The sequence below is a fragment of the Streptomyces sp. 7-21 genome (assembly GCF_016741785.1).
Classification (GTDB): Bacteria; Actinomycetota; Actinomycetes; order Streptomycetales; family Streptomycetaceae; genus Streptomyces.
The window spans coordinates 76,864-102,664 of sequence record NZ_JAERRL010000001.1; the positions used below are offsets into that span (position 1 = coordinate 76,864).

General features: G+C 73.6%; 21 protein-coding genes and 2 pseudogenes. 9 read left to right on the forward strand and 14 right to left on the reverse strand.

Features of this window, described 5'->3' with window-relative positions; all coding sequences use genetic code 11:
• Nucleotides 1-61: 61 nt before the first annotated feature.
• Genes JK356_RS00320 through JK356_RS00330 form a run of 3 tightly spaced genes read right to left on the reverse strand, consistent with a single transcriptional unit; the run spans nt 62 to nt 4,019 of the window.
• Nucleotides 62-1,009: an ABC transporter permease gene (locus JK356_RS00320; RefSeq protein WP_201865401.1), complete on the reverse strand. Its 948-nt coding sequence runs from the start codon at nt 1,007-1,009 to the stop codon at nt 62-64.
• Entirely contained in the window at nt 1,009-1,944 is a 936-nt protein-coding gene (locus JK356_RS00325; RefSeq protein WP_307815331.1) for an ABC transporter permease, read from the reverse strand. The genes JK356_RS00320 and JK356_RS00325 overlap by 1 nt, the downstream gene beginning before the upstream one ends.
• Entirely contained in the window at nt 1,941-4,019 is a 2,079-nt protein-coding gene (locus JK356_RS00330) for an ABC transporter ATP-binding protein (RefSeq protein WP_201865402.1), read from the reverse strand. Before JK356_RS00330 ends, JK356_RS00325 begins: the two co-directional genes overlap by 4 nt.
• An 81-nt stretch (nt 4,020-4,100) precedes the next feature.
• Between JK356_RS00330 and JK356_RS00335 the strand changes: the two genes are divergently transcribed.
• Nucleotides 4,101-4,826, forward strand: a complete 726-nt coding sequence (locus JK356_RS00335; protein ID WP_307815332.1) for a FadR/GntR family transcriptional regulator — start codon at nt 4,101-4,103, stop codon at nt 4,824-4,826.
• On the opposite strand, the gene JK356_RS00340 is transcribed toward JK356_RS00335, so the two are convergent.
• Nucleotides 4,807-5,853 carry a formylglycine-generating enzyme family protein gene (locus JK356_RS00340; protein ID WP_201865403.1) on the reverse strand — a complete coding sequence of 349 codons (1,047 nt, stop codon included), beginning with the start codon at nt 5,851-5,853 and terminating at the stop codon, nt 4,807-4,809. The genes JK356_RS00335 and JK356_RS00340 overlap by 20 nt on opposite strands.
• Nucleotides 5,854-6,083: 230 nt before the next feature.
• Here JK356_RS00340 and JK356_RS00345 point away from each other — a divergent pair, with 230 nt between their 5' ends.
• From JK356_RS00345 to rhaS, 4 genes are read left to right on the forward strand one after another with little or no spacing between them, the layout of a single operon-like run.
• Complete coding sequence (locus JK356_RS00345) at nt 6,084-7,646, forward strand: sugar ABC transporter ATP-binding protein (protein WP_201865404.1); 1,563 nt, start codon at nt 6,084-6,086, stop codon at nt 7,644-7,646.
• Complete coding sequence (locus tag JK356_RS00350) at nt 7,643-8,656, forward strand: ABC transporter permease (protein WP_201865405.1); 1,014 nt, start codon at nt 7,643-7,645, stop codon at nt 8,654-8,656. Before JK356_RS00345 ends, JK356_RS00350 begins: the two co-directional genes overlap by 4 nt.
• The gene (locus JK356_RS00355; RefSeq protein ID WP_201865406.1) at nt 8,649-9,689 is read left to right on the forward strand and encodes an ABC transporter permease; all 1,041 of its coding nucleotides are present in this window, start codon (nt 8,649-8,651) and stop codon (nt 9,687-9,689) included. Before JK356_RS00350 ends, JK356_RS00355 begins: the two co-directional genes overlap by 8 nt.
• Before the next feature lie 3 nt (nt 9,690-9,692).
• Nucleotides 9,693-10,772, forward strand: coding sequence for a rhamnose ABC transporter substrate-binding protein (gene rhaS, locus JK356_RS00360; RefSeq protein ID WP_201865407.1), 1,080 nt, complete (start codon nt 9,693-9,695; stop codon nt 10,770-10,772).
• On the opposite strand, the gene JK356_RS00365 is transcribed toward rhaS, so the two are convergent.
• From JK356_RS00365 to JK356_RS00380, 4 genes and pseudogenes are all read right to left on the reverse strand, one after another.
• Nucleotides 10,760-12,238, reverse strand: a complete 1,479-nt coding sequence (locus JK356_RS00365; RefSeq protein WP_307815333.1) for a protein kinase — start codon at nt 12,236-12,238, stop codon at nt 10,760-10,762. The genes rhaS and JK356_RS00365 overlap by 13 nt on opposite strands.
• A gap of 77 nt (nt 12,239-12,315) precedes the next feature.
• On the reverse strand, nt 12,316-13,695 hold the full coding sequence (locus JK356_RS00370; RefSeq protein ID WP_236670530.1) for an acetamidase/formamidase family protein: 1,380 nt from the start codon (nt 13,693-13,695) through the stop codon (nt 12,316-12,318).
• Nucleotides 13,696-13,874: 179 nt separating this feature from the next.
• A pseudogene (locus JK356_RS00375) lies at nt 13,875-14,729 on the reverse strand (SAM-dependent methyltransferase).
• A 107-nt stretch (nt 14,730-14,836) separates the two neighbouring features.
• Nucleotides 14,837-16,702: a transketolase gene (locus JK356_RS00380; RefSeq protein WP_201865408.1), complete on the reverse strand. Its 1,866-nt coding sequence runs from the start codon at nt 16,700-16,702 to the stop codon at nt 14,837-14,839.
• A gap of 122 nt (nt 16,703-16,824) precedes the next feature.
• Between JK356_RS00380 and JK356_RS00385 the strand changes: the two genes are divergently transcribed.
• A complete protein-coding gene (locus JK356_RS00385) occupies nt 16,825-17,556 on the forward strand; it encodes an ANTAR domain-containing response regulator (RefSeq protein WP_201865409.1) in 732 nt (243 codons plus the stop codon).
• Here the strand turns inward: JK356_RS00385 and JK356_RS00390 are convergent.
• Together JK356_RS00390 and JK356_RS00395 are read right to left on the reverse strand one after the other, a co-directional pair.
• Nucleotides 17,546-17,743, reverse strand: coding sequence for a DUF397 domain-containing protein (locus JK356_RS00390; protein ID WP_201865410.1), 198 nt, complete (start codon nt 17,741-17,743; stop codon nt 17,546-17,548). The two genes, JK356_RS00385 and JK356_RS00390, sit on opposite strands and share 11 nt — an antisense overlap.
• A gap of 5 nt (nt 17,744-17,748) precedes the next feature.
• Entirely contained in the window at nt 17,749-18,579 is an 831-nt protein-coding gene (locus JK356_RS00395; RefSeq protein WP_201865411.1) for a helix-turn-helix transcriptional regulator, read from the reverse strand.
• A 124-nt stretch (nt 18,580-18,703) separates the two neighbouring features.
• Here JK356_RS00395 and JK356_RS00400 point away from each other — a divergent pair, with 124 nt between their 5' ends.
• Nucleotides 18,704-18,928: a hypothetical protein gene (locus JK356_RS00400; protein WP_201865412.1), complete on the forward strand. Its 225-nt coding sequence runs from the start codon at nt 18,704-18,706 to the stop codon at nt 18,926-18,928.
• Nucleotides 18,925-19,080 (forward strand): hypothetical protein, encoded by a 156-nt coding sequence (locus JK356_RS00405; protein ID WP_201865413.1) that lies wholly within the window; start codon nt 18,925-18,927, stop codon nt 19,078-19,080. The genes JK356_RS00400 and JK356_RS00405 overlap by 4 nt, the downstream gene beginning before the upstream one ends.
• A 211-nt stretch (nt 19,081-19,291) precedes the next feature.
• Here the strand turns inward: JK356_RS00405 and JK356_RS00410 are convergent, their stop codons facing one another.
• Nucleotides 19,292-20,311 carry a hypothetical protein gene (locus tag JK356_RS00410; protein ID WP_201865414.1) on the reverse strand — a complete coding sequence of 340 codons (1,020 nt, stop codon included), beginning with the start codon at nt 20,309-20,311 and terminating at the stop codon, nt 19,292-19,294.
• Between the two features lie 100 nt (nt 20,312-20,411).
• Nucleotides 20,412-21,476 (reverse strand): hypothetical protein, encoded by a 1,065-nt coding sequence (locus JK356_RS00415; protein WP_201865415.1) that lies wholly within the window; start codon nt 21,474-21,476, stop codon nt 20,412-20,414.
• A 250-nt stretch (nt 21,477-21,726) separates the two neighbouring features.
• Here JK356_RS00415 and JK356_RS00420 point away from each other — a divergent pair.
• Nucleotides 21,727-22,827, forward strand: a pseudogene (locus JK356_RS00420) (polysaccharide lyase family 1 protein); the annotation flags it as partial.
• 88 nt (nt 22,828-22,915) lie between these two features.
• Here JK356_RS00420 and JK356_RS00425 read toward each other — a convergent pair.
• Complete coding sequence (locus JK356_RS00425) at nt 22,916-23,872, reverse strand: NAD(P)-dependent oxidoreductase (RefSeq protein ID WP_201865417.1); 957 nt, start codon at nt 23,870-23,872, stop codon at nt 22,916-22,918.
• A gap of 371 nt (nt 23,873-24,243) precedes the next feature.
• Nucleotides 24,244-25,797, reverse strand: a complete 1,554-nt coding sequence (locus tag JK356_RS00430; protein ID WP_307815334.1) for an MFS transporter — start codon at nt 25,795-25,797, stop codon at nt 24,244-24,246.
• Nucleotides 25,798-25,801 lie beyond the last annotated feature (4 nt).

Here is a 25,801-nt window from a genome sequence, read left to right on the forward strand (position 1 = left end):
GGTCCGCGCGGGCCGGCGCGGCCTGGCGGCGGCCCGGCCGTCCCGTGGCGTGGCGCGGCCGTCAGGCGAGGCGGATGCGCGGATCGAGGTAGGCGTACAGCAGGTCGACGAGCAGGTTGAGGCAGAGGAACGCGGTGACGGCGAAGAGCACGCCGCCCTGCACGACGGCGTAGTCCCGTTCGCCGATCGAGGTGTAGAGCAGCCGCCCGAGCCCCGGGTAGTTGAAGACGGCCTCGATGACGACCGTCCCGCCGAGGAAGCCGCCGAGCTGGAGCCCGACCACGGTGACGGCCGGCAGCGAGGCGTTCCGCAGCGCGTGGCGGCGGATCACGTCCCGCTCGGGCACGCCCTTGGCCCGGGCGGTGCGGATGTAGTCCCGGCCCATCACCTCGCGCAGCGAGGTGGCCAGGAAGCGGGCGACGATGCTGGAGGCGTGCGCGGCGATGGCGGCGGCCGGCAGGATGGACGCCTCCAGCGCCCCGGCCGGGTCGGCGGCGAGCGGCACGTAGTCGCTGGCCGCGGGCAGCGCCCCCATCCGCACCGCGAACAGGATGATCAGCAGCAGCCCGAGCCAGAACGCGGGGATGGCCAGCCCCGCCGTCAGGTACGCCTGCACCGCCCGGCCCGCCAGCGAGCGCGGCCACAGCCCGGTGACGATCCCGGCGGGCACGGCGATCAGCAGCGTCAGCGCCATGGCCAGCAGCGCGAGCTGGGCGGTCGCCGGGATCGCGTCGCTGAGCGCGGACGTGACCGGTTCGGCCGAGAAGTAGGAGACGCCGAGGTCGCCGGTGACGGCGTTGCGGAGCCAGATGACGTACTGCTCGACGACCGACCGGTCCAGGCCGAGCCGTTCGCGGGTCGCCGCCATCTCGCTGGGGGTGGCGTCCGGGCCGGCCAGCGTGGTCGCCGGGTCGCCGGGCAGCGCGTAGACGAACGCCCAGACCGCGACCGAGCCGAGGAAGAGCACGACGGCGAACTGGAGCAGCCGCCGTACCACGTACGCGTACATCAGAGGGTGCCCTCCCTCGCGCCGCTGGAGACCTCGGAGCCGACGGCCAGTTGCAGGCCGCGCCCGACCCGGTCAAGGCAGAAGACGGTGAACGCCAGGCACAGCCCGGGGAAGACGCCGAACCACGGGCTGAGGTACATGTACGACCGTGCCTCCTGGAGCATCGCGCCCCACGACGGTGCGGGCGGCGGGGCGCCGAGCCCCAGCAGGCTGAGCCCCGCCTCGATGACGATGGCAAGCGAGGCCGTCACGATGAGCTGGACGACGATGGGGCCGAGGATGTTCGGCAGGACGGTGCGGACCATGGTGTCCGGCGCGGAGGCGCCCATGCCGCGCGAGGCGACGACGAAGTCGCGTTCGCGGATCTCCAGCGTGGCCGCCCGCGTGAGCCGCCCGAACTCGGGGACGGCGCCGATGCCGATGGCCAGGATGAGGTTGAAGCGGCCCGGCCCGAGCAGGGCGATCAGCACCAGTGCCAGCAGGATCCCGGGCACGGCCAGCAGCAGGTCGAGCAGGCGCATCGCCACCGTGTCCACCCAGCGGCCCAGGTAGCCGGCGAGCAGGCCGAGCGGCACGCCGCCGAGCGCGCCGAGCGCGGCGGCGCCGAAGCCGACGACGAGGGAGGCGCGGGCGCCGTACACCAGCCGGGAGGCGATGTCGCGGCCGAGTTCGTCGGTGCCCAGCGGGTGCGCCCCCGAGGGGCCGAGCAGGGCCTCGGCGTCCTGGGCGTTGGGGCCGTACGGCGTGATCAGGGGCGCGGCGAGCGCCGCCAGCACCAGCAGCAGCAGGCCGGCCGCCCCGGCCACCGCCGAGCGGGACCGGGTGAACCGGCGCACCACCGCGGGGGTGCGCCGGCCGTCCGGCGCCGGCGGGAGGGCCTGGGGCCCGGGGCCCGTGGCGTCGTCGGCGGGGGAGGCGGGGGACGGTGCGCTCACGACCGGACCTCCTCGGCGATGTGGCAGGCCACCTGCCGCCCGTCCACCTGCTGCAGCACGGGTTCCTCCTCGGCACAGCGCCCCACCGCCAGCTCGCAGCGGGTGCGGAAGCGGCACCCCGACGGCGGGTCGGTGGGGCTCGGCACGTCCCCGCCGAGCGGCGCGCGCCGCCGCCGTTCCCGCCCGGCGGGGTCGGGGATCGGCACGGACGCCAGCAGCGCCCGCGTGTAGGGGTGGCGCGGCCGGGTGTACAGCCGCTCCGCGTCGCCGTGTTCGACGATGCGGCCCAGGTACATCACGGCGACCTCGTCGGCCACGTGCCGCACCACCGACAGGTCGTGGCTGACGAACAGGTAGGCCATGCCCGACTCGCGCTGGAGATCGGCCAGCAGGTTGAGGACCTGCGCCTGCACGGACACGTCCAGCGCGGAGACCGGCTCGTCCAGGATCAGCAGCTGGGGCTGGAGCGCGAGCGCCCGCGCGATGGCCACGCGCTGCCGCTGCCCGCCGGAGAACTCGGCCGGGTAGCGGCTGACGTGCTCCGGGAGCAGCCCGACCCGGTCGAACAGCTCCCGCACGCGGGCGCGCCGGGCCTGCCGGGAGTAGCCGCCCGCCAGCCGCAGCGGCTCGGCGACGTTGTCCCCGACGGTCAGCCGGGGGTTCAGCGAGGCGAACGGGTCCTGGTACACCATCTGCACCCGCCGCCGGATGCGCCGCAGTTCGGCCCGGCCGGCCGCTACCACGTCCCGGCCTTCGACCGTGAGCGATCCCTCGGTGGGGTCGGTCAGCCGCAGCACCATGCGCGCCAGGGTCGACTTGCCGCAGCCGGACTCGCCGACCAGGCCGAGCGTGCGGCCCGCCGGGATCTGGAGGGACACGCCGTCCACCGCCCGGACCCAGGAGGAGGCGCGCGCGAAGACACCGGAGCGGACGGGGTACAGCTTGTGCAGCTTCTCGGCCCGCAGCACGGTGACCGGCTCGGCGGGCGGGGCGGGGGCGGGCTGGCTGGGGGCGGGGTCCGGCGGGGCCAGCACCCGTGCCGCCTCCTGGGGGAAGTGGCAGGCGGAGCTGCCGGTCCCGGCGGCGCGCGGCTCCGGCCTGACGGTGCGGCACTCCTGCCGTCCCCGGCCCACGGGGCAGCGCGGCTCGAACGGGCAGCCCGGCGGCAGCCGCAGCGGGTCGGGCGGCTGGCCCGGGATCGGGATCAGCCGGTCCTGACGCGCGTCGAGCCGGGGAAGCGAGGACAGCAGCGCCGCCGTGTAGGGGTGGCGGGGCCGGGCGAACAGCTCGTGCACCGTGCCCGTCTCGACCACGCGGCCGCCGTACATCACGCACACCCGGTCGGCCGTCTCGGCGACCACGCCCAGGTCGTGGGTGATCATCACGGTCGCCGCGCCGGTTTCCCGGGCCGCCAGCCGCAGCACGTCGAGGATCTGGGCCTGCACGCTGACGTCGAGGGCGGTGGTGGGCTCGTCGGCGATGAGGACGCGGGGCTGGTTGGCGATGGCCATGGCGATGACCGCCCGCTGGCACATCCCGCCGGAGAACTGGTGCGGGTAGGCGTCGTAGCGGCCCTCGGGGTGGGGGACGCCGACCGTCCGCAGCAGCTCGATGGTGCGGGCGCGGGCGGCGCGCGCGGACAGCGTGCGGTCGTGTACCCGCAGCGTCTCGGCGATCTGGTCGCCCACCTTCTGCACGGGGTTGAGCGCCGAGACCGGGTCCTGGAAGACCATCGCGATCTCGCGCCCGAGGACGCGCCGCACCTCGGGCCCGGGCAGGGCCAGCAGGTCGGTGCCGCCCTCGCCGCCGAGGAGCGCCTGGCCGCTGACGCGTCGCACGTTTGACGCGCCCAGCAGGCCGAGCGCGGCCAGCACGGTCACGCTCTTACCGGAGCCGGTCTCGCCGACGACTCCCAGGGTCTCGCCGGGGTGGACGTCGTAGCTGACGTCGTCGGCCGCGCGGACCACACCCGCCGGGGTGGTGAACTCGACCGTCACGTTTCTCAGGCTCAGCGCCGCTGCTGCTGCCAACCGGGTCTCCCCGCGGGTGTCGCGGACCCCTTCGGATCTGATCATCCGATGAGCATCCTGACAGATATCCTACAGATTTTGGACCGTAGGATGAGCACGGCGCACTGTCAAGAAGTCAGGTAACCGGTGGACCAGAACACGAACGCACACGGGGGCAAGGCGGCACTCCCGCGCCTGGCGGCGCCCGCCCCGCTGCACAAGACCGTGCAGGACGAGATCCGGAACTACATCCTCAGCGAGGGGCTGCGCGCGGGTGACCCGCTGCTGCCCGAGGCCGAACTCGCCCGCCGCTTCGGGGTCAGCCGCAACTCGGTCCGCGAGGCGGTCAAGGCCCTGGAGTCGACCGGCGTGCTGGAGACCAGGCGCGGCAGCGGCGTCTATGTCAAGGACTTCTCCTTCGCGCCGCTGCTGGACCACCTCCCCTACGGTCTGATGCGCGGGCCCCGCGCGCTGCGGGACCTCGTGGCCCTGCGCAAGACCCTGGAGTCCGGCCTGATCGCCGACGCCATGAGCGCGCTGACGCCCCGGTCAGCGGCCGAGCTGCACGCGGTGCTCGACACGATGCTGGCGCGCGCCGAGCGCGGGGAGGACATAACCGACCAGGACCGGGAGTTCCACCGGCTGCTCTTCGCCGACCTCGGCAACGAGATGCTGCTCCAGCTCTTCGACCTGTTCTGGCTGGCCTACCACCGCGCCGCGCCCACGGTCCCGCGCCGGGCGCCCGTGGAGATCCACCGCTCGCACGCCGCGATCCTTGAGGGGGTCCTCAGCGGCGATCCCGAGCGCGCCCGGGATGCGGTGCGGGCGCACTACGTCGGCATCGAGGAGCGCATCAACGAGTCGCTGGCGTGAGGGACCGGGCGCAGCGGAAGCCCATGTTGCCCCCTGAGGAGTCGGGGGTGTTCCGGCTGCGAGCGGCGACGCGGTAGCGGTTGCAGTACGACTCGTGGCACATGTATGAGCCGCCGCGTATCACCCGGGCCTCGCCGCGCGGCGGGCCCGCCGGGTTCCGGCGCGGGCCGGTGACGTGCCAGTCGGGGCTGAACCAGTCGGCGCACCACTCCCAGACGTTCCCCGCGACGTTGTACAGGCCGAAGCCGTTGGGCTCGAAGGCGTCCACGGGGGCGGTGCCGAGGTAGCCGTCCTCGCCGGTGTTCTTGAACGGGAAGCGGCCCTGCCAGATGTTGCAGCGGTGCTCGCCGCCGGGCGTCAGCTCGTCGCCCCAGGGGTAGCGCGCCTGGGACAGCCCGCCGCGCGCCGCGTACTCCCACTCGGCCTCGGTGGGCAGCCGCAGGCCGCCGCCCGCCCACTCGCAGAACGCCGCGGCGTCTGCCCACGACACGTGCACCACGGGGTGGTCCCAGCGGTCGTCGATGCCGGAGCCGGGGCCCTCCGGCTCCCGCCAGGTGGCCCCCGGCACGCCGCACCACCAGGGGGTGTCGGCCGGGCGGCGCGACCGCTTGCGGTGCTCGGCGGTGACGAAGCCGGCATAGACGTACGACCAGCCGAACCGCTCGGCGTCCGTGACGTATCCGGTGTCCTCGACGAAGGCGGCGAACCGGCGGTTTGACACCGCGTAGGCGTCGATCTCGAAGGGGTCGACCCACACCTCGCGGACGGGGCCCTCGCCGTCGTCCGGGAAGCCGGCGGCCTCGTCGGTGCCCATCAGGAAGGAGCCGCCGGGCAGCCGCACCATCCGGCCGGACTCGGCTTCGCTCCAGGCCGCCTCGCCGCGGGCCGCCTCGCTCCGGGCCGCCGCCGGGGCCTCGCCGGACGCCGGAGCCGCGGCGGTCCCGGCCGTCTCGCTGGTCCCGGACGCCGCCCGCCCGGGAGCGCAGCAGCTGCCCGGGGCCTGCCGGGGCTGGAGGATCTCACCCATGCCACCGAGCCTAAGCCGTGGCACTGACAGCCGGCCGCGTCCCCCGCGCTTCGCGGTGCGAGCGGCCCGGCGGTTTCGGGCGCGGGCGCGGCGGGGGAGGAAAAACCCGCAGGAACCAGGTTGCCGACAGCGTATTGACACCCCCACAAATCCCTACATATGGTGTAGATCACACGCCTTGAATCGTTTCATAGCCGTGTTCATCGCGTTGTGCACCCCAAGGGAGGGCCATGCCCGCTGTCCCGGCTCAACCGCCTCCCCGCCCGTTCCTCCGACTCGACGCCGTCAGCAAGTCCTTCGGTCCCGTCGCCGCCGTCCGCGGCGTCACCCTCGAGCTGTACCCCGCGGAGGTGCACGCCCTCGTCGGCGAGAACGGCGCCGGGAAGTCCACCCTGGTGAAGCTGCTCTCCGGCGTGCACCAGCCCGACTCCGGCCGGATCGAGGTCGACGGCGCGCCCGCCGAGTTCGCCACCCCGGCCGACGCGCGGGCGGCGGGCATCGCGGTGATCTACCAGGAACCCGTGCTCTTCCCCGACCTGACGGTCGCGGAGAACGTCTTCATGGGCCGTCACCCCACCCGGAGCCTTGGGCGCATCGACCGCGCCGCCATGCACGCCGGGGCCGCCCGCCTCTTCGGGCGGCTCGGCGTGCCGCTCGACCCGCGCCGCCTCGCCCGCGGCCTGTCCATCGCCGACCAGCAGCTGGTGGAGATCGCGAAGGCGCTGTCCGCCGACGCCCGCCTGCTTGTCATGGACGAGCCCACGGCGGCGCTGTCCGGCGTGGAGGTGGAGCGCCTGTTCTCCGTGGTCCGCGCGCTGCGCGACCAGGGCGCGGCGGTGCTGTTCATCTCGCACCGCTTCGAGGAGATCTTCGCCCTCAGCCAGCGCGTCACCGTCCTGCGCGACGGCCAGCGGGTCTCCACCGGCCCGGCCAGCGCGCTCACCACCGAGACGCTGGTGCGCCGCATGGTCGGCCGCGAGGTCTCCGCCCTCTACTCCGGCTCTGGCCGCCGCGCCGGCGGCCCCGGCCCGGCGGCCGAGCCGGTGCTGCGGGTGCGGTCCCTCACCCGCCACGGCGCCTTCCGCGACGTCAGCTTCGACCTGCGCCCCGGCGAGATCACCGCCCTGGCCGGGCTCGTGGGCGCGGGCCGCAGCGAAGTGGTGCGCGCCGTCTTCGGCGTGGACCGGTACGACGAGGGCGAGGTGCTGGTGCGCGGCGAACCGCTGCCGCCCGGCTCACCCGCCGCCGCCATGGCGGCCGGGCTGGCACTCGTGCCCGAGGACCGGCGCCAGCAGGGCCTGGTGATGGCGATGTCCGTGGAACGCAACGCCACGCTCACCCGCCTGCGCGCCCTGACCCGGCGCGGCCTGCTCTCCCGCCGCCGGGAACGGGCCGCGGCCCGGGAGTGGACCGAGCGGCTCAGCGTCCGCCTGGGCCGCCTGACCGACCCGGTCGCCACGCTCTCCGGCGGCAACCAGCAGAAGATCGTGCTCGCCAAGTGGCTGGCGGCCTCGCCCGCCGTGCTCCTCGTCGATGAGCCGACCCGCGGCATCGACGTCGGTACCAAGGCCGAGGTCCACCGCATCATGGCGGACCTGGCCGGCAAGGGCATGGCCGTGCTCATGGTCTCCTCCGAGCTGCCGGAGGTGCTCGGCATGGCCGACCGCGTGCTCGTGATGCACGAGGGCCGCCTCACCGCCGAACTCCCCCGCGGCGAGGCGACGGAGGAGACGGTGATGCTCGCCGCCACCGGCCAGCGGCCAGCCGCGCGCCAGCGGAAGGGGGCCCGATGACCACCGCGCGACCCGGCAGCGGCGCCGCCCCGGTCACCTCCCGGCTGCGGCGCGTGCGCGAACTGGGCGTCCTGGCCGCGCTGGTGGCGCTGACCGCCGCGACCGCCGCCGCCAACTCCCGTTTCCTGTCCCAGCAGTCACTGCGCGACCTGATGCTGAGCGCGGCGGTCCTCGTGGTGCTCGCCGTCGGCCAGACCGTCGTCATCATCAGCCGCAACATCGACCTGTCCGTCGGCTCGGTCCTCGGCCTGTCCGCCTTCGGCACCGCGACGCTGCTCACCGAGGCGCCCGGCACCCCGCTGCCCGTCGCCGTGCTGGCGGGCATGGCGATCGGCGCCGCCTGCGGCGTGCTCAACGGCGCGCTCGTCGCCAGCGCGCGCGTCCCCGCGCTCGTCATCACGCTCGGCACGCTGTACGTCTTCCGCGGCGTCGCCCACTCCTTTGCCGCGGGCGACCAGATCAACGCCGCCGACATGCCCCGGGCGTTCCTGGCGATGGGCACCGACCGGGTGCTGGGCATCCCGTGGCTGGCGGTGATCGCCGCCGTTGCGCTGGCGCTCGTCGCCGTCTTCCTGCGGGACTACCGGAGCGGCCGGGAGCTGTACGCGATCGGCTCCGAGCCGGCGGCGGCGCGGCTGGCGGGCATCCCCGTCGGGCGGCGCGTGCTGACGGCATTCATCGTCAGCGGCACACTCGCCGGGCTCGCGGGGGTGCTGTACGCGGCGCGGTTCGGCACGGTGGACGCCACCGTGGGCCAGGGCATGGAGCTGGAGGTGGTCGCCGCCGCCGTGGTCGGCGGGGTCGCCATCTTCGGCGGCAGCGGCACGGCCGCCGGCGCCGCCCTCGGTGCCCTGCTGCTCACCACGATCGACAGCTCGCTGGCGGTGCTGCGCGTCAACCCGTTCTGGCAGCAGGCCGTCGTCGGCGCGCTGATCCTCGCCGCCATCGCCCTGGACCGCCTGCTCGCGGTCCGCTCCGGCCCGCGAAGGGGGACGACGAACCGTGCCTGACACCTCCCGCCCCGCCGCCACGTCCGAACGCCCCGCCGCACGTCCCGCCCGGCGCCGCACCGGGAGCCCGCTGGCCCGCTGGGACACCGCCATCGGCCTGGCGCTCGCCCTCGTCGTCCTCGGCTCATGCCTGCTCGTGGACGGCTTCGCCAGCACCCAGAACATCCGCTTCCTGCTGCTGGACGCGGTCGCGATCGCGCTGCTGGCGCTCCCCATGACGATGATCGTCGTCACCGGCGAGATCGACCTGTCGGTCGCCTCCGTCCTCGGCCTGTGCAGCGCCGTGATGGGCCAGCTGTGGCTCAGCGGCTGGCCGCTGGAGCTGATCGTGCCCGCCGTCATCGTGCTGGGCGCGCTGCTCGGCGCGGTCAACGGCCTGTGCGTCACCGGGTTCGGGCTGCCCTCCCTCGCCGTCACCATCGGCACGCTGGCCGCCTACCGGGGCCTGGCGTACGTGGTGCTCGGCGACCGGGCCGTCGCCGACTTCCCGTTCGACTGGACCGACGCCGCCAGCGCCACCATCGCGGGCACCGCCCTGCCGTGGGCCATGGCCGGCGCGCTGCTGCTGGCCGCCGGCTTCGGCGTCGTGCTGCACGCCACGCCGTTCGGCCGCGCGCTGTACGCCATCGGCGCCAACGCGCAGGCGGCGGCGTTCTCCGGCATCGCCGTGCGCCGCTCGGCGTTCTGGCTGTTCGTCACCTCCGGCGCGGTGGCGGGCCTGGCGGGCGTGTACTGGACGCTGCGCTACGCCAGTGCCCGCGCCGACAACGGCGAAGGGCTCGAACTCGCCGTCGTGGCGGCCGTGCTGCTCGGCGGCGTGTCCATCTTCGGCGGCAGGGGCACGCTGCCCGGCGTGCTCGCGGGCGTCCTGCTGCTGGGCACCCTGCGCAACGCCCTCCAGCTGGCCGACGTTCCCGCCGAGCGGCTCGACGTGGTCACCGGCGTCCTGCTGATCGCCTCCGTCGTCGTCCCCCACGCCTGCGCCCAGGCCCGCTCCCGCCTGCGCCGACCAGCCCCCAACGCGAAGGAGTAGCCGATGCCCGCACGCACCTCAGCCCTGCGCGGTGCCGCGCTCGCCGCCACCCTGCTGTCCGCCCTGGCGCTGGCCGCCTGCGGGGGAACCACGCGGGGCGGCAACGACAGCGGGGCGCGCAGCGACCGCCCGGCCGGCGAGGCCGACCCCGACGCCCCCATCGAGGAGGGCCTGTCGGTGGCCTTCCTGCCCAAGCAGGTCAACAACCCGTACTTCTCGGTCGCCAGCGCCGGAGGACGGGCCGCCACCGAGGAGTTCGGCGGCGATTTCGAGGAGACCGGGCCCACCGAGGCCGGCGCCTCCTCGCAGGTCAGCTACATCAACGTGCTGGCGCAGCAGCAGACCGACGTCATCGTCACCGCCGCCAACGACCCGAACGCCGTGTGCGGCGCGCTGCGGTCGGCGAGCCAGTCCGGCGCCGCCATCGTCACCTTCGACTCCGACGCCAGCCCCGACTGCCGCGACGTGTTCGTCAACCAGGCCACGCCGCAGGCGATCGCGGAGACCCAGATCGCCGCCATCGCCGAACAGATCGGCGGCTCCGGCCAGATCGCGATCCTGTCGGCCACGCCCAACGCCACCAACCAGAACACCTGGATCGAGCTGATGCGCGAGGAGCTGGAGAAGCCCGAGTACCAGGACATCGAGCTGGTGACGGTCGCCTACGGCAACGACGACGACCAGAAGTCGTTCCAGGAGACCCAGGGCCTGCTGCGCGCCTATCCCGGCCTGGCGGGCATCATCTCGCCGACGACCGTGGGCCTGGCCGCCTCCGCCCGGTACCTGTCGGGCTCCGAGTACCAGGGCGAGGTGGCGCTGACGGGCCTGGGCACGCCCAACCAGATGCGGGAGTACGTCCACGACGGCACCGTCGAGTCGTTCGCGCTGTGGGACCCCGAGCAGCTGGGCTACCTCGCCGCCTACGCGGGAGCCGCGCTGGCCTCCGGCCAGATCACCGGCGCCGAGGGCGAGACGTTCACGGCGGGCGAGCTGGGCGAGTACACCATCGGCGAGGACGGCGAGATCGTGCTGGGGCCGCCGACCGTCTTCGACGCCTCCAATATCGACGACTACGACTTCTGAGCCTGGTTGTGCGGCGGCTGCCCGCCGCCCGGCACCGCGTCGACGGTCGACCTGGCGTGCAGGTCCACCAGCGTGCGGGCGGCGGGCGGCAGCCAGTCAGCGGTGCGGTCCGGCGCGAACGCGTCCCGCAGCTCGGCGGGCGACGGCCGGGCCGCCGGATCGTGCTCCAGGCAGCGGGAGATGAGCGGCGCCAGCGCCGACGGCAGCTGCCGCAGCGCGGCCGAGCGCTCCTCGCCGTCCTCGAACGGCGCCACGCCCGCCGCGTGGCAGACCACCATGCCGAACGCGTAGACGTCGCAGGCGGGCGTCACCGGCGCGCCCGTGAGCTGCTCGGGGGCCAGGAACCCGGGCGTGCCCACGACGTGGTGCGTCTGGGTCAGCGCCGTGCCGTCCAGGGGACGGGCGATGCCGAAGTCGATGACGCGCGGCCCGGTAGCCGAGACGATGATGTTGCTGGGCTTCAGATCGCGGTGGATGATGCCGCAGGCGTGGATGCCGACCAGCGCCCGCCCGACCCCGGCCGTGAGCGCGAGCAGCGAGCGCACCGGCAGCGGGCCGTGCCGCTCCAGCAGCTCCCGCAGCGTCGGCCCGGGGATGAACTCCGTGGCCAGCCACGGCGGATCGCCCTCCGGGTCGGCGCCGACGACGGTGGCGGTGTACTCGCCGCCGACGCGGCGCGCCGCCTCCGCCTCGCGGGCGAACCGGCGCCGGAAGGCGGGGTCCGCGGCGAACCGCTCCTGCACCACCTTCAGCGCCACCAGCCCGCCCTCGGCCGAGGCCGCGAGGTACACCGTGCCCATGCCGCCCTCGCCGAGCCGGGCGCGCGGCGTGAACGGGCCGATCCGCTCGGGGTCGCCGTCGCGCAGCGGCGCGGTGCCCGGCACGTCGGCGGCGGCGGTCTCCGCGCGCCGCGGCTGCCGGGCCGCTCCGTCCCCGGTGCCGCTCGCGACGCGCGGCGGCTGGTCCGGTTCGATGCGCTTGGTCTCCACGCGGGTGATCCGCATGCCGCACGGTTCGGCCATCGCCGTGAGCGCGGCCAGCAGCGCCGCGTCCAGCTCCTCGTACGCGCCCAGCGCCTCGGCCTGCGTCATGCGCCTCGCCGTCCGCTGGAGCGTGGTGTGCACCATGTGCTCCCGCTGCTGCGTGTACTCGTACCAGCGGGATGCCGCGGCCAGCGGATCGGCGACCCGCTCGTAGACCAGGACCTCAACCAGCACCCGCCCCTGGTCCCGCGTCACCACCGGGTGCGGCGGGAAGGCGGCGGTCTCCTCCCGCAAGGGGAAGCGGTAGGCGAGGCGCTCGGCGACCGGCAGCCGCAGCCGCACCCCCGGTTCCAGTGCCCGGGCGAGCCTGCCGAACCGCCGCGTGACGTAGACGAACCCCTGCGGCACGATCGTGACGGAGCGAGCCAGCAGGACCAGCGCGGCCAGCGCGGTCACGGCGGTGGCCAAGAGCGATACGGTCACACGTTCCCCCTGCGTCCGCTGTCCAGGGCGGTATGACCGGTCTGCCAGCCGAGCCCGTGCCCTTCAGACCCGTGCGGTCAGCGCCAGTGCCCGCGCGGGAAATGGGACTTGGGGATGCGGGCATGCACGCCGACGGTCCGGTCCACCACCTGCGAGACGTGGAAGTCTACGGCCGCCGACAGATACGCGTAAGCGGTGGCCCGGTCCATGCCCGTGTCGTGCTGGAGGAAGTCCAGCGCGTTGACCACGGCCCGGCGCATCGCCACGTCCAGGTCGCTGCCCTGCCCGTGCGCGCCGCCGTCCGGGTCGGACAGGCCGACCGGCAGCCACGCGTCACCGGTCTCGCCGAACGGGTAGCTGAACGCCACCCGCGGCGCGTCACCGGAGCCCGGCTTGCAGACGGTCAGGCGGAACGTGGCGCGCAGCGAACCCTCCAGCGCGGTGAGCGCCACCTCGCCGTCCCCCATGGCGAAGTGCGGGTCACCGGCGTAGAACAGCGCCCCCTCCGCGCGCACCGGCAGGTACAGGGCGGAGCCGTCGCCCAGCAGCGCGATGTCGAGGTTGCCGCCGCCCAGCGTCGGCGGGATCGAGTTCAGCTCGGGCGCGTTGACGGCCGGGGCCTCGGCGAACGCCACCCCCATCGTGCCCATGTGCGGGTTGAGGGGGAACGCCACCCGGCCCTGCCCGCCGAGCGGCAGCACCGCCTCGCCGCGCTCGACCGGCGTGAACACCGAGACGTTGCCGTACCGCAGCGGGTCGCCGGTGGCGCGGCCGTCGGTGCCGACCGGCGGCATGACCTCGCCGGGCGTGATCCCGTCCGGTGCCGAGCCGTCTGCCTGCCGCGCCAGCGCGCCCTTGCCGTGACGGCTGGAGATCACGCCGTACGGCACGCGCGGCAGCAGCGACAGCGGCTCGATCCGCAGCACGTCGCCGGGCTCGGCGCCCTCCACGAACACCGGGCCCGTGATGACGTGCGGGCCGTCGGCGTCGAAGTCCCGCGTGTGGCCCGCGTACGCGCGCGCGATCGCCACGGCGTCCTGCAGCACGTCCGCGCGGTCCACGCCGTGCCCGGTGAAGTACGCCTCCGGGTCGCGGCCCTGGTCCTCCAGCAGGCCCTCGTGGGAGACCGAGTCGACGGTGACGGTCTCGCCGGACCGCACCCGCAGCACCGGCTCGGCGCCGAGCGCGGGGACGTAGCCCCAGCGCACCTGGTCCGGCAGCGAGGGCAGGTAGTGCGTGCCGTGGATGGGGCCGCGGTGCGGCTGGAGCACCTGGCGCGGCCCGTGCCCCGGGCGCGGCGGTGCTGCCGGGGCCGCCTGGGCAGAGGGCGCCCCCGCCGTGAGGCCCGCGCCCGCCGCCGCCGTCACCGCCGTGGCCGCCGTCAGGAAGCCGCGCCGCCCGAACCGCGTCAGCAGCGCGTCCCGTATCCGTCCGGCCTCGTGCGCCGCGTCGTCCATGGCTCACCCTCCTGGCTGTGGTGCGTGTCGCAGGCCGGGCCTGGCCCGGCCGGACCGTCACATTAGGTGAGGGAAGCGCGGTACGGATCGGCGGAAACCCAAGGTACCCGGGACTTTTACGGCCCGGAAATGTCACGCTCCGTGGCGGCGGGAGGGCGGCGTGGCCCACCGGCGGGCCGTCACGGCTTGAAGCCGACGCCCGCCCAGAGGCCGACCTCCGCGTCGCTGACCGTCTCCTGGCCCGCGATCGACCGCAGCCGCACGTCCGTCTCGTTGGGACGCCAGCGGTGGGCGACCTCGATGCCCGGCTCGGCCAGCTCCAGCCCTGCGAAGAACCGCTCGATCTCCTCGCGCGTCCTGAGCTGCACCGCCGTGCCGCCCGCCTCGTACACCTCGACGACCCGCGACATCACCGCCATGTCGAAGTCGCCGGTGCCGTGGGTGAGCGCGAGCGCCGAACCGGAAGGCAGCGCGTCCATCAGCCGCTTGACGATGCCGTAGGCGCCCATCTCATCGGTGATGAAGTGCAGCAGCGCGTTCAGGCTCAGCGCCACCGGCCGGGTCAGGTCGAGGGTGTCGCGCAGCTCCTGCGAGCCGAGGATCGCCTCCGGGTCGGTGGCGTCGGCCTCGATGTAGGCGGTGCGCCCCTCGGGCGTGCTCGTCAGCAGGGCCTGGGCGTGGGCGAGCACGATCGGGTCGTTGTCGACGTACACCACCCGGGCCTCGGGGGCGACGCGCTGCGCCACCTCGTGCAGGTTCGGGCTGGTCGGGATGCCCGTACCGATGTCGAGCCACTGGCGGATACCGTGCTCGGCCAGCATCCGCGTCGCCCGGTGCATGAAGGCGCGGTTCTCCCGTGCGGTCACGAAGACCGACGGGTACACCTAAACCACCTTGACGGCCGCGTCGCGGTCTGACCGGTAGTTGTCCTTGCCGCCCAGGAAGAAGTCGTACATCCGGGCCGAGTGCGGCCGCTCCAGGTGCAGGTCGCGGTAGGGCGCGGCGTCGTCGGTGCCGGGCTGCGTGTCGTCCATACCTCGGATCCTAGACCCGGGCGCAACCCCGCCTCTGTCTCAACTAGGGCCGCACGCAGTTCTTTTGACCGGACGGCACGCCTCCGGGCGGGGCAAGGACCCGGCGGTCACACGGGGGTAGGCCGCGGCGAGGCCGCCAGCGCCCGCCGCACCGCCTCCACGATCGACCCGGCGTCGATGCCCGCCTCCCGCAGCTGCTCCTCAGGCGTGGCCGACCCGGGCATCGTCGTCACCCCGAGCCGCACCAGCCGGGGCACCGGCCGGCCGTCCGTGAACGCGTCCAGCACGGCATCGCCGAGGCCGCCCTCGGGCCGGTGGTCCTCCACGGTCACCAGGCAGCCCGTGTCCTCAGCCGCCTGGTGCAGCGTCGGCGCGTCCACCGGCTTGACCGAGTACAGGTCGATCACGCGCGCCCGCACCTCCTCGTGCTCCAGCGTCTCGGCCGCCGCCAGCGCCTCGGGCACGGTGACCCCGGCCGCGATGATCGTCACCTCGTCCCGGTCGGTCGCCCGCAGCACCTTGCTGCCGCCGATCGGGAACCGCTCGTCCGGCCCGTAGATCACCGGCGTCTTGCCGCGCGAGGTCCGCAGGTACCGCACGCCCGTGGCGTCCGCCATCGCCGCCACCAGGTACGCCGTCTGGTTGGCGTCGCACGGGTACAGCACCGTGCTGTCGTGCACCGACCGGAACATCGCCAGGTCCTCAAGCCCCATCTGCGACGGGCCGTCCTGCCCGATCGCCACGCCCGCGTGCGAGCCCGACAGGCAGATGTCCGCCCGCGAGACGGCCGCCATCCGCACGAAGTCGTGCGCCCGCGTCAGGAACGCCGCGAACGTCGAGGCGAACGGCACCCAGCCCAGCGCCTGGAGCCCGACCGCCGCTGCCACCATCTGCTGTTCGGCGATGTAGCACTCGAAGAACCGGTCCGGGTGCGCCGTCGCGAAGAACTCCGCCCGCGTCGAGTCGCTCACCTCCCCGTCCAGCGCCACGACGTCCTTCCGCGCGTCGCCCAGCGCCGTCAGCGCCTGCCCGTACGCGTCGCGCGTCGCCGCTTGCTCCCCCGGGGCGAAGTGCGGCAGCGCCACCTGCACCGGCTCGTGCCGCGGCGGGGCCGCCGTGGCGGGCGGGGGCGTGACGTCCACCCGCACCCCGCGGTCGCCGCCCAGCTCGTCGACGGCCTCCCGCTCGTCGGGCACCGGCTTGCCGTGCTTGCCTTCCAGGTTCTCCACCGCCGCCACGCCGCGGCCCTTCTTCGTCCGCGCGATGATCGCGGTGGGCCGGTCGGCCACGGAGATGGCCTCCGCGTACGCCTGGTCGATGGCGGCCAGGTCGTGCCCGTCGATCTCCACGGTGTGCCAGCCGTGCGCCCGCGCGCGCCGCGCGTACGCGCCGACGTCCCAGCCGAAGCGCGTCGGGCCGCGCTGTCCCAGCCGGTTGACGTCGATGATCGCGGTGAGCGTGGCCAGCTTCTCGTAGGAGGCGTGCTCGAACGCCTCCCACATCGACCCCTCCGCCATCTCGCTGTCGCCGCACAGCACCCACACCCGGTACGGCACGGGGCCGAGCCGCTGGCCCGCGAGTGCGAGCCCCACGCCCACGGGCAGACCCTGGCCCAGGGATCCGGTCGCCACGTCCACCCAGGGCAGCCGGGGCGTGGGGTGACCTTCGAGCCTGCTGCCCAGCTCGCGGAAGCCGAGCAGCTCCTCGTCCGAGATCGCGCCCGCCGCCTTGCAGAAGGCGTACAGCAGCGGCGAGGCGTGGCCCTTGGAGAACACCAGCCGGTCGTTCCCCGGATGGCCGGGCCAGTTGAAGTCGTACCGCAGGTACCGCGCGGCCAGCACCGCCATCAGGTCGGCGGCCGACAGCGACGACGTGGCGTGGCCGGAGCCCGCCGTGGAGGAGGCGCGGACGGAGTCCACCCGCAGCTGCTGCGCCAGCTCAGCGATGTACTGATCGGTCTGGGCGGTGGTCATGCGGTTCCTCCCGGAGATCGGCACCTGCGTCAGCGGCGTGCGCGCGCCGAGTACCCCCGGCACCGGGCTTCACGCGTGGGTGGGCGGGTTTCTCCCGGGAATGTCCGGGCAGGCGAAGCCGCATGCCTGAGCTGTCACGCCGTGCGCTGCCGGACGCGGCGGCACCGGCCAGGACGCTCGTCGCCCTCGCCGAGCAGGCCGCGGCCTGCGTGCCCGCGACCTGCGGTGCCGTCGCCACCATGACGCTGGACGCGTCCGGGGCGGGCGCCGGGCCGGACCCCGCCGAGCCGCCGCCCGCCGGGGTGACGCACCCCGACCTCGCCCCGCTGCTGCACGTGCAGTGGGAGCGCGACGAGGGCCCCATCCCCGCCGCCGTCCGCACCGGGGAGCCCGCGGGCGCCGACGACCTGCTCCGCGACGACCGCTGGCCCGCCTACCGCGCCGTCGCGCTCGACGCCGGGGTCCGCTCGTGCGCGACCCTGCCGTTCCGGTACGACGGGGTGACCGTCACCGTCACGCTCTGCGGCTTCCGCCCCGGCGCGGTCACCGGCGGCGCCCGGCGCGCCGCCGCGCTGATCGGGGAACTCGCCGCGCGCGGCCTCGCCAGCGACCAGCGGTACGAGCGGGCGCTGACGGAGGTGGACCAGCTGGACGCCGCGATGCGCACGCGGCCGGTGGTGGACCAGGCGTGCGGCATCCTGATGCACCTGACCGGCTGCGACGCCGGTGAGGCGTTCACTCTGCTGCGGCGCCAGTCGCAGCGGCGCAACCGCAAGCTGGCGGACGTTGCCGCCGAGCTGGTCGAAACGCGGGGGCAGCTGGCGGGCGGTGAGACCGCCGGACTCAGTGCTTGAGGTGCTCCACGAACGCCTGCCACGCGCCGGTGGTGACGAGGAGGGCAGGACCGGGGTTCTTCGAGTCACGGACGGGGACGGTGCCGGGGATGCCGTCGGCCACCTCAACGCAGTTGTTGGCTCCCCCGTTGCTGTAGCTGCTCTTGCGCCACGCCGCGTCGCTCAGGTGGTGCCGGGAGGAATGCATGATCACTAGCCGTCCTTCGACAGGGATTTGATGAACTCGTAGGAGTCCGACGGTGACAGTGCCAAGTCTCGTACCTGATCGTAGGACAGCTTGAGCATTTCGACCTCTGCCGGTTCCTCGAGGACTTCGCCTGATTTCCCGCTTTCCAGGTATGCCGCGATGGCTCCTTCGGGCAACCACAGGAGGGTCAGCGTGCCGCCCAGCAGGTCGTGGATGCCCGCAGAGAAGGGAACTACTTGTACTGTCACGTGCGGTAGTCGTGCGTCTGCGAGCAACTGTTCCAGCTGCCGGTGCCAGGCGACTGGGTCGCGTAGTGGGCGGCGCAGTGCGGCCTCGTCCAGAATGACCCTGAGATGGACGTGGCGGTCGCCGTTGCACAGTATCGAGCGGCGGCTCATGCGACCGACGAGCTGCTCCTCCAGGCGCCCTTCCTCGTCAGGGCGGTGCGGTGTGGACCAGAGCTGTTCCCGCGCGTACTCCTCGGTCTGCAAAAGCCCAGGAATCGTCTGCGGCACATACATCTGGATGACGTTGGCCTCCGACTCCAGCTCCATGAACCGCTGGTACCGGCCGAGGTAGACGTCTTCTTTGGCGAGGTGCCAGAGGTTCTGGAGCGTCCGCTTGGCGCCGTACACGGCGTCAAGCCGCTTGGCCGTCTCCAGGTCGCCGAGGCGTTCGCCGCGCTCCAGCTTGCTGAGGTACGAGCGGTCGTACGTGGAGCGTTCCGAGAGGTCGCCCAGTGACATGCCGGACTCCTCGCGGAGCTGAAGCAGCTCCTCCATGTATTTGCGGCGGGCGGGGGCGACCCGTTTCTGCTCGGACTTGCGAGGGGCCATCGGCCATCCCTTCTCGAACCGGCGTTTGAGGCCATCACGACCGGCCACACGGAGCCCCTGGCGAGGAGCTTCCGGTGCCTGAAACCTAGTAATTACGTGATGACGGACCGGAAAGGGAGAGCCGATGGCGACGCCCACTCATTCGTGTGACTGGTACGACCCGGCGGAGGCCGTACGGGACATCCTGTGTACCGAGCTGTCCCGTCTGGGGATTTCGGCACCCGTGTACGTGGCGACCGTCGCCATGCGGAAGTCGGTCGTGATTACCCCGCTGGGCGTCGGCGACGCGCGGCGGCTGGCGCTGGCTCTGCGGGCGGCTGGCACCGACGGGAGTGAACGGCGGCCGTGAGCGGGCAGGAGGCGTCTCAGCAGGGAGCGCAGAACGCGGCGGTGCCGCAGCCGGGCCGTCGGGAGCCCGGCAGTACGGACGACCTGAGCGAGAAGGTCCGGCGGAAGAACCACGAGAGCGCCACCATCGCGGAGCTGCGGGGCGGGCGGTGAGCCGACTGGCGGTGTCAGTACTCCGTCCAGCGGCGGCTGGAAAAGACCACGGCGGTGTAGTACTGGGCTGCTGTCGGGTAATCGGCGTCTGTGAGGTTGAGCCGCTGGTAGGCCGTGCGGTGATTCTCGTGGGCTTCTGGCCACTTGCCCTGTGCGGCGAGACAGTTCCCGAGAGCGAAGTATGTTGCATGCTCCAGCCGGTGGAGGTGCTTCATCCGCTCTGTCGAGCGGATCCGGGGAGCAGGACACTCCAGTTGGTCGAAAGCAGTGCAGGCTCCTGCTGCGAGGCACGGCCCGCCGTGCTCTCGGCGACCGCGGAATGTTCCAGCCGTCCGGGCCGCTTCGTCGACGTCCTGCGTTCCTGGGCGATGAGGTCCTGCAAGAGCCGCAGCGCCTGCTGGGCCAGCCGCTCGGCGCGGTCCGCTGCTCCTCCCGAGACCAGGAATTCGACCAGGACTGACCATGCAGAGACGCGGTATATGTTGATTTCGGCCTGGAGGTGATCCGTGACCTGGACTGGGGCCAGCGTCAGCACGTCGGTCAGCTGGGAGTCCTTCGTCTCCAGGTGGTACTCGAACAGGCGGAGCGCGGCCACGGTTTCGCCGGCATCCAGACACTCGAAGGCGCCCGCCTCGGCGAACGCGGAGGCTCTGGGATGCCTGTCGCCCAGGTATGTACGGGCCTCGGCGACCGTGCGTTCGTACAGTTCCGCCATGTCACGCAGGCGGAACGCCTTGCGGTAGCGGTCCGCCAGCCGGCGGGCCGCGGTGAGGGTCTGCTCGCTGGCGGGGCCTGTGTGGTGTCTGGCCCGTTCCAGCCGTCGCCGCGCCCTGGTGATGGCCCTGTGGTGGCGTGATGCCACGGCTTCGGCCGCGCGTTCTGTGGCGGCGCGCAGCCGCCGGTACGGTTCGCTGTCCGTGCCGAGGGACTGGTGAGCGAGCCGGAGAGCCAGGCCCAGTACGGGGCGCATGTGGCGGTACCGTCCGCTGCGCAGCATGACGGCCGCGTAGGCGGTCATGGCATCGACGGTGACCTCGTCACAGTAGGACAGCGACTTAAGTGCTTCGCCGATGGCGATCGTGGCGAGCCACCGCTGATTCCGGGACGGCCGCGCGTCCCTGTCCTCGTCCTCGCGCAGCGCCGCCACTCTCCCCGAGACCCTCTCCCGGACGCGGGCGTAGGCCGCGTAGGGGTACCACTCGTCGAAGACGCTCATGCCCGGTTCGCTCACGTGCCCCTCCCGCTTGCTTGTCCCCGTGCGCTTCCCATGAACCCACGTCTGCAGGGGACCGGTCCCGGGCGGCGGGCGGGCGGTGAGCGGACCGGCGGTGTCAGTACTCCGTCCAGCGGCGGCCGGAGAAGAGCACGGTGGTGAAGTAGCGGACCGCCAGCGGGTTCCTGGCGTCGGCGGGGTTGAGCCGCTGGTAGGCCGTGCGGTAACTGTCGTGTGCCTCAGGCCACTTGTCCTGTGCGGCGAGGCAGTTCCCGAGGGCGAAGTGCGCCTGGTGTTCCAGCTCGCCGAGCCATGCCATCTGCTCCCCGGCCCCCGCTTCGGCGACCAGCTCCGGCACGAGCCGCAGCAGCCGCCGGGCCTGCCGCTCGGCGCGGTCCACCGTGCCCTCGGCGAGCAGGAACTCGGTCAGGGCCAGCCACATCTGGGCGCGTTCCAGCCGGGCATCGACCGAGCCGGGGTGCCGCGACAGCTCCTCGGCCAGCCGGGAGTCCTCCGTCTCGTAGTGGTACTCGAACAGGCGGAGAGCCGCGGCGGTCTCCCCCGTTGCCAGGCACGCGAAGGCGCCCTCCAGGGCGAACCCGGAGGACCGGGGGTGGTCGTCGCCCAGGCGTGCGCGGGCCTCGGCGACCGTGCGTTCGTACAGTTCCGCCATGTCACGCAGGCGGAACGCCTTGCGGTAGCGGGCCGCCAGCCGGCGGGCGGCGGTCATGGCTTCCTGGCTTGCGGGGCCCGCACCGCGCTCGGCTTGCTCCAGCCGCCGCTGCGCCGCGGTGACGGCCCTGTCGTGGCGGGGCGCCACCTCCTCAGCCGCGCGCGTGCCGCAGGCCCGCAGCAGCCGGGACTGCTCGCAGTCCGTGCCGAGGGACTGGCGGGCGACCGTAACCGCCGGACCCAGGTGGCGGCGCACGCGGCGGTACCGTCCGCTGAGCAGCATCACCCGCACGTAGGCGGTGCGCATGCCGACGGCGATCTCGTCCCGCGGCGCCAGGAACCGGCCGGACTCGCTCCCGGCGCGCGTGGCGATCCGCCGCTGCCGCCGGGACGGCCGCGCGTCGTCGTCCTCGCGCAGCGCGGTGACCGCCGCCGCGACCCGCCGCCGGACGCGGGCGTAGGTCTCGTTGGCGGGCCGCCCGTCGAAGACGCTCATGTCCGGTCCGGTCATGTGCTGCTCCCTGCTCGCTTGTCCGTTCCCGCGGCACATGAACGCACACTGGGCGGGGACCGGTCCCGGGCGGCGGGTGGCTGGCTCGTTATTGTCCATGCGGTGCGCTGAACAGTGCTCTTCTCCGCCCGTACGCTCACAGGGCCTGGCCGGACCGGGGGACCCGCGGGCCTGGCACCCCCACCCGTACGCAGCGAGGCAGCGCCGGGAGCCGCTTGTGCCGTGCGCCGCCCGCGCAGGAGGAGACGAGATGAAGCGATCTGTGGCATGGCGGCTGCCGGGAGCCGTGGCCGCGCTGGCCGTCGTGGCGGCCACGGGCGTGGCGCTGTCGCTGCCGGAGACGGCGTCGGCGGCGGGCAGCGCCACCGGCTTCGCGGCCGAGAACGGCGGGACGACCGGCGGCGCGGGCGGCGAGACGGTCCGGGCCACCACCGGTACCGAGATCCACCAGGCGCTGTGCAGCCGTGAGAGCACGGACACGCCCCTGATCATCGAGGTCGAGGGCACCATCAATCACGGCAACACCTCGGATGTGGACGGCGACAGCTGCGACACCGACGACGACCGGATCGAGCTGAAGGGCATCAGCAACGTCTCGATCATCGGGGTCGGCAGCGGCGCCACCTTCGACCAGATCGGCATCCACATCCGGGATTCCAGCAACATCATCATCCAGAACGTGACGATCCAGAACGTCAAGAAGTCCGGCTCGCCCACCTCCAACGGCGGTGACGCCATCGGCATGGAGAGCGACGTCCGGAACGTCTGGGTGGATCACACCACGCTGATCGCGTCGGGCGGCGAGGACGAGGGCTACGACGGCCTGTTCGACCTGAAGAACAACACCCAGTACGTGACGCTGTCGTACAGCGTCCTGCGGGACTCCGGCCGGGGCGGGCTCATCGGCTCCAGCGAGAGCGACCGGTCCAACGGGTATGTGACGTTCCATCACAATCTGTACCAGAACATCGACTCCCGCACTCCGCTGCTGCGCGGCGGCGTCGCCCACATGTACAACAACTACTACGCGGACGTGCACGAGTCCGGTATCAACTCCCGTGCCGGCGGCCAGGCGAAGGTGGAGAACAACTACTTCCAGGACTCCAGGAACGTCCTGGGCACCTTCTACACCGACGAGCCCGGGTACTGGGAGGTCAGCGGCAACATCTTCGACAACGTGACCTGGTCCGAGCCCGGCGACGAGACCAGCCCGGCGGGCCCCGACCCGGAGTCGACCACCAGCGTGAGCATTCCGTACTCCTACGAGCTGGACGACGCCGAGTGCGTCCCGGCCATCGTGGCCCGGACGGCGGGCGCGGGTACCGGCCTGGCGGAGTCCGACGGCTCCTGCTAGGCGGCGTGTGCACGGCACGCGGCTGACCTGGCCGGGCCCGGTGGGGGCCCGGCCAGGGGCCGGGGGCGCGGTCAGCCGCCGGGCTTCAGTACGCGTTGCCCGCGCGGAGCCAGGCGAGGTAGTCGGCGACCGCCCGCTCGGTGTCGTACGCGGGCGCGAAGCCGGTGTCCGCCCGCAGGCGGCTGATGTCGAGGTACCGGGCGGGGGCGGTGCCGCCGGTGGGCAGGTCGACGCGGGCGCCGGGGACGTGCCGCTTCAGGGCGGCGATGATCTCGGCGTTGCTGGTGGCGCGGCCCGACGCGACGTTGTACGTGCGGTGGTTGAGGTGCCCGGCGGTCTGGAGCAGCGCGATGGCGCGGCCCGCGTCCTTGGCGTAGCACAGGTCGAGCGCGTCCTCGGCGTAGGCGGGCCCGGGGAGCGGGCTGAGGTCCGGCTCCCGGCCCCGCGCGGCGGCCTGCACCAGCTCGGGGGCGGCGAAGAAGATCGGTCCGTGCGGGTCCAGCGGCCCCCAGATGCCGGAGATGCGGAGGTTGAGGATCTCTATGCCGGTGGCGTCGGCGAGGTGGCCGTTGAGCAGTTCGCCGATCTTCTTGAAGGCCGGGATGGGGTGCGGCGAGGACAGCTGCACCGGCATGTCCTCGGTGAGCCGCCCCTCGGCGCGGAAACCGTAGACGCCGATCGTGCTCGCCACGCTCACGCGGCCAACGCCCCACTGCCGGGCGGCTTCGATGACGTTGAACAGCCCTCCGAGTGCCCGGCGGGCCGCATCGACGGGCTGCTCGACGGGCTGGTCCGGGCCGGGCGGCCAGGGCATGGAACCCGCCAGGTGCACGATGCCGGTGATCGTGTGGCGGGTGCCGATGGTGAGCAGCGCGTCCAGGTCGGTGATGTCGGCGCGCTCCACCGCGACCGGTGCGGCGAAGCGGCCGGGCGGCACCTCGGCCCGGCGCCGCTGCACCAGGACGCAGTCTTCGCCCGCGTCCTGCAGGGCCCGCACGGTGTGGGTGCCGATGAAGCCCAGTCCTCCGGTGACCAGAATCATGCCGCGTCGCTCCCTCATGGGTGGTAGGTGTGACGCCGGGTCCGCCAGAAAGCGGAGCGACGTTCCGCATGCACTGTACCGGAGCGTCGCTCCGCTTTGTCAACGGGCGCGGGCGCCGTCCAGGTCGCGCCTGCCGGGGCGCGCGGCGGGACAGATCACCGGAATCGAGCGGGCATCGCGCGCGTCCGCTCGCGGCCCGCAACCGGGAGCGGTGCATTGACGGCCCGCGGTGGGAGGTGACGCCGTTGAGGGAGCCGGGGCGGCATGACGCTGAGTCTGTTTTTTCGTGATGCTGAGGCGCCACGCCGCTGATGGACGGCGGCTGGACCGCCCAGTGACGCGGCCACCCCCGGGAGCCGGCCCCGCCCGGCTCAGTGCGCGCCCGACGTCGGCCTCACATCCCGGGGCGTCCAGCGCCAGGCGACGGCCGCGGCGAGCAGCGTCAGCGCGGCACCCGCCGCGATCGCCGGGGTCATGGCCCGCGTGAACGCCTCGGCGGCGTCCGCCAGCAGCCGCTGGCCCGCCGGTCCCGCCAGCTCCCCGGCCCGGTGCGCCGCGTCGCCGATGGAGTCACCGGTGGCGCCGGGGTGGCCCCGGTACAGCGCGGCGGCCAGGCTGCCGAGGACCGCGACGCCCAGCGCCGTGCCCAGCTCGTAGGAGGTCTCGTCGATGGCCGCCGCCCCGCCGACGTGCTCCCGGGGCGTGACGGCCATCAGCGTCACCGAGGCGGTCGTCGTCGCCACGCCCGCGCCCAGGCCGGACGCAGCCAGCGAGGCCGCCACGGCCGGGTAGCCCAGCGGGCCCGCCTGCTGGAGCACCCAGGGCAGCGCCAGTCCGGCGCTGGTCAGCACCAGGCCGCAGCCGAGCACGTGCCGCACCGCCCAGGCGTGCATCAGCCTCGGAGTGACGGCGGAGCTGACGATCAGCGCGACCGGCATCGGCAGCAGCCGGATCCCGGCCTCGAGCGGCGAGTAGCCCTGGGCGTACTGGAACCACTGCGTGACCAGGTACATCGCCGCGCCCAGCGCGACCATCGCCAGCACGATCGCGGCGACCGCGACGGTGAAGGCCAGGTCGCCGAAGAGCCGCACCGCAAGCAGCGGCCGGACGCCCGTACCGCCCTGCCCGAGCCGCAGCTGACGGCGCGTGAACACGGTCAGCGTCACGGCCGCGGCCAGCAGCAGCGCCCACACCGCCGGGGCGCCCGGGCCGTGCTCGCCCAGCAGCTTGATGCCCGCCACCAGGGCCACCATGCCCGTGACCGACTGCGCGACGCCCGGCCAGTCCCAGCGGCCCGGGAGCGGTGCCCGTGACTCCGGCAGCAGCCACCGGCCGAGGACGACGACCGCCAGCGCCACCGGCACGTTCAGCAGGAACGCCGAGTGCCAGCCCTGCCTTACCACCAGCAGCCCGCCGACCACCGGGCCCAGCGCCATCCCGCCGCCGATGACGGCGGTCCACACGGCGTACGCGAAGGCCCGCTCCCGGGCATCGGTGAACACGTGCCGCAGCAGCGACAGCGTGGCGGGCATGATCGCCGCGCCGCCGACGCCGAGGAACGCCCGCGCGGCGATCACCTGCCAGGCGGCGGTGGCGAAGACGGCGGCCAGCGACGCCGCCGCGAACACCGCGAAGCCGGTGAGCAGCAGGCGCCTGCGGCCCAGCCGGTCGCCGAGCGCCCCGGCGGTCACCAGCAGCCCGGCCAGCGCGAGCGCGTAGGCGTCGACGATCCACAGCTGCTCGACGGCGCTGGGCTGGAGGTCGTCGACCAGGGAGGGGAAGGCGACGTTGAGGATGGTGGTGTCCATCCCGATGAGCAGCAGGCTGCCGCAGAGGATCGCCAGGATCACCCAGCGGCGGTCGTGGACGCGCCGCTGTTCTTCCGTGACGGCGGTGCCGGTGGTGCGGGGGGTGCGGGTGCTCACGGTG

Bases quoted from the DNA above. Each gene is read 5' to 3' on its own strand.
- JK356_RS00320 (WP_201865401.1), bottom strand. From the start codon at position 1,009: ATGTACGCGTACGTGGTACGGCGGCTGCTCCAGTTCGCCGTCGTGCTC.
- JK356_RS00330 (WP_201865402.1), bottom strand. From the start codon at position 4,019: ATGATCAGATCCGAAGGGGTCCGCGACACCCGCGGGGAGACCCGGTTG.
- JK356_RS00340 (WP_201865403.1), bottom strand. From the start codon at position 5,853: ATGGGTGAGATCCTCCAGCCCCGGCAGGCCCCGGGCAGCTGCTGCGCT.
- JK356_RS00345 (WP_201865404.1), top strand. From the start codon at position 6,084: ATGCCCGCTGTCCCGGCTCAACCGCCTCCCCGCCCGTTCCTCCGACTC.
- JK356_RS00350 (WP_201865405.1), top strand. From the start codon at position 7,643: ATGACCACCGCGCGACCCGGCAGCGGCGCCGCCCCGGTCACCTCCCGG.
- rhaS (WP_201865407.1), top strand. From the start codon at position 9,693: ATGCCCGCACGCACCTCAGCCCTGCGCGGTGCCGCGCTCGCCGCCACC.
- JK356_RS00370 (WP_236670530.1), bottom strand. From the start codon at position 13,695: ATGGACGACGCGGCGCACGAGGCCGGACGGATACGGGACGCGCTGCTG.
- JK356_RS00380 (WP_201865408.1), bottom strand. From the start codon at position 16,702: ATGACCACCGCCCAGACCGATCAGTACATCGCTGAGCTGGCGCAGCAG.
- JK356_RS00385 (WP_201865409.1), top strand. From the start codon at position 16,825: ATGCCTGAGCTGTCACGCCGTGCGCTGCCGGACGCGGCGGCACCGGCC.
- JK356_RS00390 (WP_201865410.1), bottom strand. From the start codon at position 17,743: ATGCATTCCTCCCGGCACCACCTGAGCGACGCGGCGTGGCGCAAGAGC.
- JK356_RS00395 (WP_201865411.1), bottom strand. From the start codon at position 18,579: ATGGCCCCTCGCAAGTCCGAGCAGAAACGGGTCGCCCCCGCCCGCCGC.
- JK356_RS00400 (WP_201865412.1), top strand. From the start codon at position 18,704: ATGGCGACGCCCACTCATTCGTGTGACTGGTACGACCCGGCGGAGGCC.
- JK356_RS00415 (WP_201865415.1), bottom strand. From the start codon at position 21,476: ATGACCGGACCGGACATGAGCGTCTTCGACGGGCGGCCCGCCAACGAG.
- JK356_RS00425 (WP_201865417.1), bottom strand. From the start codon at position 23,872: ATGATTCTGGTCACCGGAGGACTGGGCTTCATCGGCACCCACACCGTG.